Annotated in this window: 6 protein-coding genes; 3 read left to right on the forward strand and 3 right to left on the reverse strand. The window is 72.1% G+C overall.

Annotation, left to right across the window (positions count from 1 at the left end; all coding sequences use genetic code 11):
- Both JHN45_RS47165 and JHN45_RS47170 read right to left on the reverse strand, forming a co-directional pair.
- On the reverse strand, positions 1 to 1,579 hold a 1,579-nt coding region (locus JHN45_RS47165), incomplete at its 3' end, for a protein kinase (protein WP_307783401.1).
- Between the two features lie 164 nt (positions 1,580 to 1,743).
- Positions 1,744 to 4,125 carry a serine/threonine-protein kinase gene (locus JHN45_RS47170; RefSeq protein WP_201055573.1) on the reverse strand — a complete coding sequence of 794 codons (2,382 nt, stop codon included), beginning with the start codon at positions 4,123 to 4,125 and terminating at the stop codon, positions 1,744 to 1,746.
- 170 nt (positions 4,126 to 4,295) lie between these two features.
- Here JHN45_RS47170 and JHN45_RS47175 point away from each other — a divergent pair, with 170 nt between their 5' ends.
- The gene (locus tag JHN45_RS47175) at positions 4,296 to 5,360 is read left to right on the forward strand and encodes a serine hydrolase (protein ID WP_201055568.1); all 1,065 of its coding nucleotides are present in this window, start codon (positions 4,296 to 4,298) and stop codon (positions 5,358 to 5,360) included.
- Positions 5,361 to 5,524: 164 nt separating this feature from the next.
- Here JHN45_RS47175 and JHN45_RS47180 read toward each other — a convergent pair whose 3' ends face one another.
- Positions 5,525 to 7,231: a glycerol-3-phosphate dehydrogenase/oxidase gene (locus JHN45_RS47180; RefSeq protein ID WP_201055569.1), complete on the reverse strand. Its 1,707-nt coding sequence runs from the start codon at positions 7,229 to 7,231 to the stop codon at positions 5,525 to 5,527.
- Between the two features lie 271 nt (positions 7,232 to 7,502).
- Between JHN45_RS47180 and JHN45_RS47185 the strand changes: the two genes are divergently transcribed.
- Together JHN45_RS47185 and JHN45_RS47190 are read left to right on the forward strand one after the other, a co-directional pair.
- A complete protein-coding gene (locus tag JHN45_RS47185; RefSeq protein WP_201055571.1) occupies positions 7,503 to 8,711 on the forward strand; it encodes a nucleotide sugar dehydrogenase in 1,209 nt (402 codons plus the stop codon).
- A 136-nt stretch (positions 8,712 to 8,847) separates the two neighbouring features.
- Complete coding sequence (locus tag JHN45_RS47190) at positions 8,848 to 9,435, forward strand: hypothetical protein (protein WP_201055572.1); 588 nt, start codon at positions 8,848 to 8,850, stop codon at positions 9,433 to 9,435.
- Positions 9,436 to 9,482: the final 47 nt, after the last annotated feature.

Below are 9,482 nucleotides of genomic sequence, written 5' to 3' on the forward strand. Positions count from 1 at the left end.
GGGCGTGAGGCTGGGAGTAGGGGTGAGGTTGGGGCTGGGGGGAGTTGTCGGGAGCGGGGACGGGGACCGCGGTGGGAGGGACGGGCTTGCCGAGGCCCGGGGCGTGCGGGTTGCCGGTGCCGACCGGGGGCTGGCCGGGGAGGTAAGGGGCGCCCGTGGGAGCCGTGTCGGGCCGGCCGGTGGTCGTACGGTCGCCGTGGGCCGGGGCGCCCGCACCCGTGAACGTGTCCACCGGTGACGGCACGCCGGGGCGCGGCGCGGCACCGTGCCAGGAGGAGGTGTTGCGGACGCCGTAGGGATCGGCGATCTGCCCCGGCGGCGTACTGCCGCCCGCGCGCTCCACCCCATGCCCACCGGCATACGGCGGCTGCGCCGACGGTAGCGCGGCCGAACCGCCCGGCTGCGCACCGCCGTTCTCGCCCTCGGCGGCGGGCCGGGCGCCGGGCAGCGCGGGCCGTCCCGGCTGCTGGGCCTCCTGCACCCGGGCCGCGGCACGCGCTCCCGCCCGGTACGCGGCGATGGCCCCGGCCCGCGCGGCCCGGACGTCACCGCCGGTGTCGACTTCCCTGCGGGCCAACGCGGCGGACGCCCCGCTCCCGCTCCCGCCACCGCTCTCCGCCCCGACTCCGGGCAGCCCTCCGGCAGCCCTGGCCTCGATGGCGGCCCGCCGGGCGGCCTCGGGGTCCACGCCGGCGGGACTCACGGCACGGCTGGGACCACCGGGCCCTTCGTCGTGGCCCGCAGCGCTCGGGACCACGGCACGGCCCGGACCACCGGCGGCTCCAGCTCCCATGCCCGTTCCCGTTCCGGCTCCGCGGAAGTCACCGGGTATAGCAGGGGCCGTAGAGGCGGCGGGTGCCGTGGAACCGGTAGGAACTCGGGGAGTTGGAGGAGCGGTGGCGCCTCCGTGCTGGGCGGTGTGTCCGTGCTGTCCGCTGCCGGCCTCGGGCTCGCCGTCCTGCGGGGGCACCGGGTCGTAGCCGCACAGTGCCTCCTCCGCCGCGCCGACCGCGAGGCCGGTCAGCATCACGCGGCCGTCGTCGCAGACCAGCACCGTGCGCGCGGTGATGTTCCGGTGCACCCAGCCGTGCGCGTGCAGCACCCGCAGCGCCATCAGTACGTCGGCGGCGACCTCGGCCGCCCGGTACGGCGACAGCGGCTTCTCGACGAGCAGCGCGGACAGCGGCTGGGCGGACACCAGTTCGCTCACTATCCACAGCGAGCCGCCTTCGGCGAACACGTCGAAGACCTGGTCCAGCCGGGGGTGATCAGGGATCCGCGCGGCGGCCTGCGCGGCCTCGACCGCACGCCGTACCGCCGGATCGGTGGGCCGCCGCGTGGCGGTGCGCGCCGCGGCCGGCCGTCGGGCGCCCCGGTCGCGGGCCGTGAACCCGTCGGGCAGCCCGTCCTCGCCGAGCACCTCCGCCTCGACGACTTCCGGCAACGGCACCTGGCGTACCAGGACTTCCTGTCCGCTGTAGGTGTCGAAGGCCCGGGTCTCGGTGAGTTCGTACTCGTCGGAGGGCGGCAGCGGCAGGCGGTAGCGGTCGGCGAGCACCCGACCCGCATAGTCGTCCACGTTGCCTCCCCCGGCCGCCCGGTTGGTCAATTCCGTTCGCCTTGCGGCCCGTTCCGCCTGCATACCTGGATGCGTACGGTCCGCAACCACTCACGATACGTGCCGGAGGCAACCCACAAAGAGGGGTTGACGGATCTGGCGCGCCAAACCCGGACCCACCCGCCTCACGACTTCGGTTCGAACGTCTTCGTCAGTGTCGTCCAGGTGTCCTTACGCAGCTCACTGTCCCAATTGGCGGCTTTCGCGGTGTACATGAGCGCATAACCGAGATGACTGTTGACGACGAATCCGCGGTCGATGGTCCGGTACTTCGTCCCGCCGTCCGTGTAGGTGAACTCCCAGTCGGCCGTGTTCCAGCTCCGGTAGTCCACCTTCTCTATGCCGATCCGCGTGTACCCGGAGCGCGTCATGTACTGCTCCTGGTTCTCCCAGTCCGCCACCGGATTGTTCTTCGGCGTACTGGTCCAGGCGATCAGCAGTTTCTGCCCGTCGGGGCCGACCAGCCTGACTCCGGCGGAGTCCGTCGACTGGTACGACCATCCGGCGGGCAGGCCTATGGAGAAGCCCTGGCTCCCCTTGTACGTCTTCACGACCGCGGCGCCGCCCGAGGTGCCGTCGGTCTCGTCACCGCTGCCGCCGGACGCGCTCGTACCGGTGGACGTCGACGTGCCGCCCGAGGCCGACGCCGTCGACGAGGAGTCGGCCTGGTCGCCGCCCGTGCTCGCCGTGTCGCTGTCGTCCTTCTTGGTGTCGGTCCCGCCGCTCGCACTCGCGCTCGCGCTGGCGACCGTCTTGCCGCCGTCGTTCTTCTTCGAGCCCTTCGAGCCGCTGCCGTCACCGCCGCCGAGCGTCAGCGCCAGCACGGCACCGATCACCGCGAGCACGACGACCACCGCGATGATCACCAAGGTCCGCTTCGGCACCACATCGGTGAGCGGTGCCCTCGGCACGGGCCGCGGCGGCAGATCCGGCGGCGTCATCACGGGCCACCCGGAACTCCGCCCACCCGAACCCGAGTTGGCCCCCCGAGCACCCACCTCGTGCGTCGCACCCGGGTCCTTGGCACCGGAGTCCCGCAGCCCTGTCTCCCGCAGCCCGGACGCCTGAACACCCGACGCCTGCACACCCAGGTCACGTGTACCCGGATCACGCGTACCCAGGTCACGCGTACCCGCGTCCGGCGCATCGGCCTTCGCCGCCGAACCGGCCGATGTCTCGGCGCGGGTCACCGCACCGGCAGCGCTCCCGGACCGAGCCGAAGGCACACTGGGGGTCCGAGGTTCGGCGGTGCCGGCGCCCGGACCGCCGGCCACGGAACCCGCGGTCCCCACAGCAGCCGCACCGGCAGCCGCCGCGCCCTTCGCACCGCTGGAGTCACCGGCTTCCGAAGTACCGGCAACAGCCGCACCGGCACTCGCACTTGAGCCACGCGAGCCACCCGGCTTGCCGGCCACGGGAGTTGGCCCCGAGTCAGCCGCACTCGTCCCCGCAGCCGCCGAAGTCGCCGCCCCCGCCGAACTCCCCGCGGCCTTCCGCATCGACCGGAACGCCCCGCGCAACCGCTCGGCCCCCGCCGAACTCCCGCCACCGCTCTTCTTTCCGCCGGGCCCCGGCTGCGCGGGCAACGGCACCACCGCCGTCGCGTCCACCGGAGGCACCGGCTCCGGCTCGGCCTTGGGCTCGGGCGCGTGGATCACCGCGTTGAGCATCGCCCGGGCACCGGCGTCGTCGAGACGCTGGGCGGGGTCCTTGTTCAGCAGGCCGTAGATGACGTCCTTCAACGGCCCGGCGTTCTTCGGCTCCTCCAGCGGCTCGGTCATCACCGCGGTGAGCGTGGCGATGGCGGAACCCTTGTCGTACGGCGGTGCGCCCTCGACCGCCGCGTACAGCAGGCCGCCGAGCGACCACATGTCGGCCGCCGGGCCCGGCTTGTGCCCGCGGGCCCGCTCCGGGGAGATGTACGAGGGCGCGCCGACGAGCATGCCGGTGGAGGTGATCGACGGGTCGCCCTCGACCTGGGCGATGCCGAAGTCGGTGAGCACGACCCGGCCGTCCTCGGCGATCAGCACGTTCGACGGCTTCACGTCGCGGTGCAGGATGCCCTCGCGGTGCGCGGACCGCAGGACGTCGAGTATCGCGAGCCCGACCTCCGCGGCGCGCCGCGGCTCCAGCAGGCCGTCCTCCCGGATGGCCTCGGCGAGCGACTTGCCCTCGACCAACTCCATGACGATCCACGGCCGGTCGTCCTCGTCGACCACGTCGAAGACTGTCACCGCGCTGGTGTTGCGGATCCGCGCGATGGCCTTGGCCTCGCGCAGCGTCCGTGTGATCAGCCGCCGTTTCTCGTCCTCGTCGATGCTGGACGGGAACCGCAGCTCCTTGACGGCGACCGTCCGGCCCAGGGTTTCGTCCTCGGCACGCCACACCGTGCCCATGCCTCCGCGGCCGAGCACTTCTCCCAACCGGTACCGCCCGGCGAGAAGACGCTCGTTCTTGTCCTGACGAGTGTCCTGACGGGATGTCCCCGCCCGCTCCGCCTCCGACATGCGTCCCCTCATGCAACCCGCCCTGACAGAGCCTCCATTGTCCCCCACCGAACAAGTGCCCAACGCCCAGGGGGCCCTTCGCCGCGCGCCCCCTGCACATCCCGTCGGATATCCGCCGCAGGTCACACAGCCAAGCCGGGCAGGATGACCGCCGAGAACGGAGGTTCGCGATGCCCATCCCTCGGACACTGCTGGTCATTCCGGTGTCTTTGGCGCTCCTCTGCCTGTCCCCGGCCGCCTCCCGGGCCGGTGCGACGGCGACCCCGAACGCCCTGGTCCCGCTGCTGGTCACCCGGGGCAGAGCCCCCGGCGCGGCACTGCTGGCCCGCTACCGGACCGGCCCCCGCGCGGTGCGGGCCGGCACCGACTACGCGCAGGCCGGAACGGGGATCGGCCGTGCCGACCGCTTCCGCGCCGGCAGCATCACGAAGACCTTCATCGCGACGGTAGTCCTCCAACTGGCCGCCGAACACCGGCTGTCCCTGTCCGACACGGTGGAGCAGCACCTGCCGGGCCTGGTGCGCGGAGCGGGCAACGACGGGCGCGCGCTGACCCTGCGTTCCCTGCTCACCCACACCAGCGGCCTGTACGACTTCACCGCGGCCACCGGGGGCACGGTCCCCGTGTCACCTCTTGAGGCCGTCCGTATCGCGCTCACCCACCCTCCGGCCGATCGAGGCCGCTTCTCCTACTCGAACACCAACTACGTGCTGCTCGGCCTGGTGATCCGGCAGGTCACCGGCCGCTCGTACGCCACCGAGGCCGAGCGCCGCATCATCGCTCCGCTGGGTCTGACGGGCACCTCCTTCCCGGGCTCCCGCACCACTCTTCCCGCGCCGCACGGCCGCGCCTACGCGACCGACGGCTCCGACGTCACCGATCTCGACCCGCGGGTGGCCGGCGCCGCGGGCGAGCTGGTGACCACGCTCGCCGATCTGAACCGCTTCTACTCGGCCCTGCTCGGCGGCGGACTGCTGCCCTCGCACTGGCTGCGCGAGATGCTCAACACCCGTACCGCACACGGCTCGTACGGCATGGGGCTGTTTCCGGTGAGGCTCCCGTGCGGCACCACGGTGTGGGGACACAACGGCCGGATCTCGGGCAGCTACGTGCGCACCGCAGCCACCGTCGACGGCCGGCATGTCCTCACCTTCCGGGTGAACACGAGCGAGATCGCAGACCCCGGCCTCGAACCGGCCCTGCTCGCTGCCGAGTTCTGCCCCCGCACCTCGTAGAACGGCCGGGTTCCGGACAAAGATCCCAGCTCGCGACACTCGTTCGAGTGAAGCCGACGGGTACGCCCGGCGCAGCCGACCGCACCGGGCGTCGACCGGCCGCACCCGCCCGCCGCCCGCTGTCGGCCGTCGACCGCTGTCGGCCGTCGGCGGTCAGCCGTCGGCTACAGCGGCGCGATGTCCGGCGCCCCCAGCCGCGCCGCGTCCGCGGTCAGGTCGTCGGGCTGGAGCTGGGACTCCCGCTCGGCCTCCACCCGCTTCTCGTAGTGCTCGACCTCACGCTCGATCTGGTCCTTGTCCCAGCCGAGCACCGGCGCCATCAGCTCGGCGGCCTCGCGGGCGCTGCGCGTGCCCCGGTCGAAGGTCTCGATGGAGATGCGGGTGCGGCGGGTCAGCACGTCGTCCAGGTGCCGGGCGCCCTCGTGCGAGGCGGCGTAGACGACCTCGGCGCGCAGATAGTCGTCGGCGGCCTGGAGGGGTTCGCCGAGGGTGGGGTCCTTGGCGATGAGGTCGAGAACCTCCTCCGCCATCGAACCGAAACGGTTCAGCAGGTGCTCCACGCGCACCACATGGATACCGGTCCGTGCGGCGATCCGCGCCCGCGCGTTCCACAGCGCCCGGTAGCCCTCCGCGCCGAGCAGCGGCACGTCCTCGGTGACGCACTCGGCGACCCGCATGTCGAGCCCGTGCACCGCCTCGTCCACCGCGTCCTTGGCCATCACCCGGTACGTCGTGTACTTGCCGCCCGCCACGACGACTAGTCCCGGCACCGGATGCGCCACGGTGTGCTCGCGCGACAGCTTGCTGGTGGCGTCCGACTCGCCGGCCAGCAAAGGCCGCAGCCCCGCGTACACGCCCTGGACGTCGTCTCTGGTCAGCGGTACCGCGAGGACCGAGTTCACATGCTCGAGGAGGTAGTCGATGTCGGCGCTGGACGCGGCCGGGTGGGCCTTGTCGAGGTCCCAGTCGGTGTCGGTGGTGCCGACGATCCAGTGCCGGCCCCAGGGGATGACGAACAGCACGGACTTCTCGGTGCGCAGGATCAGTCCGCTGCTGGAGTTGATGCGGTCCTTGGGGACGACCAGGTGGATGCCCTTGGAGGCGCGGACGTGGAACTGTCCGCGCTCGCCGACCATGGCCTGGGTGTCGTCGGTCCACACGCCCGTGGCGTTCACGATCTGCTTGGCGCGGATCTCGTACTCGCCGCCCGCCTCGACATCCCGCACCCGGGCGCCGACCACCCGCTCGCCCTCGCGCAGGAACCCGGTCACGCGCGCGCCGTTGGCTACCTTCGCGCCGTACGACGACGCCGTGCGCACCAGGGTGGCCACATAGCGGGCGTCGTCCATCTGGGCGTCGTAGTACTGAAGGGCCCCGACCAGGGCGTCCTTCTTCAGCGCTGGTGCCACGCGCAGGGCGTGACGGCGGCTCAGGTGGCGGTGGGTGGGCAGGCCGCGTCCGTGCGCGCGGGCCATGGACATCGCGTCGTAGAGCGCGACGCCCGAGCCGGCGTACAGGCGCTCCCAGCCCTTGTGCTGGAGCGGGTACAGGAACGCCACCGGCTTCACCAGGTGCGGGGCGAGCCGCTCCAGGAGCAGTCCGCGTTCCTTCAGGGCCTCGCGGACGAGGGCGAAGTCGAGCATCTCCAGGTAGCGCAGGCCGCCGTGGATGAGCTTGCTCGACCTGCTCGAGGTGCCGGACGCCCAGTCGCGCGCCTCGACCAGTCCCGTGGACAGGCCGCGTGTCACGGCGTCCAGGGCGGTGCCCGCGCCGACCACGCCCCCGCCCACGACGAGCACGTCCAGTTCGCGCTCGGCCATTCCCGCCAGTGCCTCGGCCCGCTGCGCCGGACCCAGTGTCGCTGTCCTCACCGCTGCCTCCCGCTATCGGTAGCGCCGGCCGCACCCGTTCGGCGAAGCCCGGTTCGTATCCCTCCTGCCCAAATTCTGACCGGGTTGCCCGACTTCAGCCACCACTCGCCCCCAGCCTGTGGACAACAATCACAGGACTGCCGAAAAACACAGCCGTCCAATACCGCATAACGGTCATATTTACTCCTAGTCTGACATTGCGCTCGCTCGTTCTGTCCACAGGGCTTGCGCACCTGTCCCGCTTCGGTTACTGGGAAGGACGGCCCACGCCATGCCCGCAGATCTCGCCGTCATCGGACTCGGTCCTCTCGGCCTGCCCCTGGCCCAGGCCGCTGTCGCCGCCGGTATCGCCACGGTCGGCTTCAAGACCGGCCCGGAGGCCGGCTCCCTCAGCCCCGCCGAACTGCGCCGGATGCTCTCGGGGGGCTTCCGGCCGGCCACGAACCCCGCCGAGCTCGGCCGTGTACGCACCGCCGTGATCTGCGCGCCGACACCCCCGGACGCGGACGGCGACCTCGACCTCAGCCAGGTGGAGACGGCCGCCCGCGCCCTCGCCGCGCACCTGCGCCCGCACACCACGGTGATCCTGGAGTCACCGGTGCACCCCGGCACCACCGAGGACTTCCTCCGCCCCCTCCTCGAAGAGGGATCGGGCCTCCGCGCGGGCCGCGACTTCCACCTCGCCTACTCCCCCAGCCGCGTCGACCCCGGCAACCGCGACTTCACCCCCGCCAACACCCCCAAGGTGATCGGCGGCCTGACCCCGGCCTGCACCGAGTCCGCAGCCGCCTTCTACGGCCGGCTCACCGACAAGGTGGTACGCGCGCGTGGCCTGCGCGAAGCGGAGACAGTGCAGCTGCTGGAGACCAATTTCCGGCACGTCAACATCGCCCTCGTCAACGAAATGGCCGTCCTGTGCCACGACTTGGGCGTCGACCTCTGGGACGTCATCCGCTGCGCGGAGACCAAGCCGTTCGGCTTCCAGGCCTTCCGCCCCGGCCCCGGCGTCGGCGGCCACGCCGTCCCCCAGGACCTGACCGCACACGGCGGCCGCCCGCTCCGCATGGTCGAACTCGCCCAGCAGGTCAACAACCAGATGCCGCGTTACGTCATCCAGCGGGCGGCCACGCTTCTCAACGAGCACGGCAAGTCAGCGCGCGGGGCACGGGTGTTGCTGCTCGGCGTCACCTACAAGGCCGACCTCGCCGACCAACAGGCCACCCCCGCCCAGGAGATCGCGATCCGCCTGATGGAACTCGGCGCCTCCGTCAGCTACCACGACCCCCACATCCCCTCCTGGAGCGTCCTGGACCGCCCGGTCCCCCGCGCGGACTCCCTCTACGAGGCGGCGGCCGACGCCGACCTGACGATCCTGCTCCAGCAGCACCGGACGTACGACCTCCAAGGCCTGTCCGTGAAGGCGCAGTTGCTGCTGGACACGCGGGGGGCCACGCCCACGGGGGCGGCGCACCGGCTCTGAGCACGAAAACGACTGGTCACAGGGCCACATCAACCTGCTAATCTCCCCCCACTCGTCGCACAGCTGTCGCATATCCGTGCGCGCGCATCTCCGTTTCACCTTTTCTGTCTTCACATCCCGTGGGGGGATTTCTGTCATGAGCCAGTCAGCCACGCCACCGCAGCCACAGCCGCAGCCCGAGGCGCAGGACCAGCCGCAGCAGCCCGCGCCGCCGCAGCCGCAGCCGGTCGACGGCAACCCGTACGCCCAGCAGCCCGGCGCGGTACCGCCGCCCCCGGCACCGAGCGCGCCGTACGCCCCGCCGTCCCCGTCCGCTCCCGCGCTGAACAACATCGCGGTCGGCCTGGTGACCGCCGTCGTCGTCGCGCTGGTCGCCGCCGGCATCTACGGCTTCGTCATCGGCACCACCAAGCACGAGATCGGCTGGGCGGCGGTCGGCGTCGGCTTCGTCATCGGCCTGGCTGCGGGCAGGCTCGGCGGGCGCAACCCCGCGCTGCCCGTGGTCAGCGCGGTCCTGGCCCTCGGTGCGGTCTACCTCGGCCAGCTGGTCGGCGAGGCGATGATCGGCGCGGACGAGCTGGGCGTGAGCTTCAGCAAGGTGTTCTTCGACCACTTCGGCGTCGTCCAGGACGCCTGGAAGGCCGACGCCGACCCGATCACCTTCCTCTTCTTCGCCATCGCCGCGTTCGCCGCGTTCTCGGGGGCCAAGAAGGCTGCGCTCTGACACCGGCGCGCGGGTTGTGCAGGGGGCGCTTGGGGCGGGGTGTGCGT

Origin of the sequence: Streptomyces sp. MBT53 (assembly GCF_016654115.1) — a bacterium.
In the GTDB taxonomy this organism is placed as follows: domain Bacteria; phylum Actinomycetota; class Actinomycetes; order Streptomycetales; family Streptomycetaceae; genus Streptomyces.